We start from the raw sequence: 973 nt of genomic DNA, 5'->3' as shown, positions 1-973 counted from the left end.
TGGCGCAGCGCCGCGTCGCCGCGGATGCGGGCGACGAGGCGGCCGAAGCGGCCGGAGCGGTTGTGGCGTTGGACGCGGTCGTGGCGATCGTGTCGGTGGGATGGAGGACGGTCATGGCGGCGGGCTCCTGGCGGTCGGGCGGGCCGTCAGGCGGGGCGCCAGACCGGCGATTCCTGGATGGCGACGCGCCGAGGCAGGATCTGCGCGCCGCTGAAGGCGTCGGCGATGCGCTGCTGCTCCGACAGCGACTCGGCGTCGATCGGACGCACCGCATAACTGCGGCGCTCATTGGCGGCGGCGACGATGGCGGGGTCCAGGCCAAGCGCCGGCGCGTGCCAATCGGCCGCGGCGGCGGGGTTCTTCTTGACCCATTCCCCAGCGCGCTGGAGTTCCTCGTAGACGCGCTGCAACACCTCCGGATGCCGCTGCGCGAAGGGCGTGGCCGCGAGGTAGAAGCGCCGGTAGGCCGCGATGCGGTTGCCGTCGACCAGGATGCGGGCGCCCGATTGGCGTTGCACCGCCGCCAGGAAGGGATCCCACACGACCCAGGCGGCGATGGCGCCGTTCTCGAAGGCGGAGCGGCCGTCGGCGGGCGTGAGGTAGGCGGGCTCGATGTCGCGGATCGACAGGCCGGCCTGGTTCAGCGCCTCGAGCAGGAGGTAATGCGCGCCAGCGCCCTTGGCGAAACCGACCTTCCTGCCCTTGAGCTGGGCGACGCTGGTGATCGGCGAATCCTTGCGCACGACGATGGCCTGGGCGGTCGGCGAGGGCGTCTCGATGGCGTAGTAGGTGAGCTTGGCGCCAGCGGCCAGCGCGAACGGCGGCACGGCGTCGGCGACGTCCGCGCTGAGGTCCAGCGCGCCGATGTTGAGGGCCTCCAGCAGCGGCAGGCCGGAGGTGAATTCATGCCAGGAGACAGCGACCTGCCGCGGGGCGAGCGTCTGCTCGAGCACCCCGCGCGACTTGAGCAGCA

Annotated in this window: 1 protein-coding gene; it reads right to left on the bottom strand. The window is 72.1% G+C overall.

Going from position 1 to position 973, the window contains the following annotated elements:
- Positions 1-146: 146 nt before the first annotated feature.
- Positions 147-973: aliphatic sulfonate ABC transporter substrate-binding protein (locus tag FUT87_RS16690; protein WP_147241743.1), on the bottom strand; the 827-nt coding region annotated here is incomplete at its 5' end.

The sequence above is a fragment of the Mitsuaria sp. TWR114 genome (assembly GCF_007997345.1).
The sequence above is the reverse complement of the archived record's forward strand: the minus strand, read 5'-3'. Positions and strand labels throughout refer to the sequence as shown.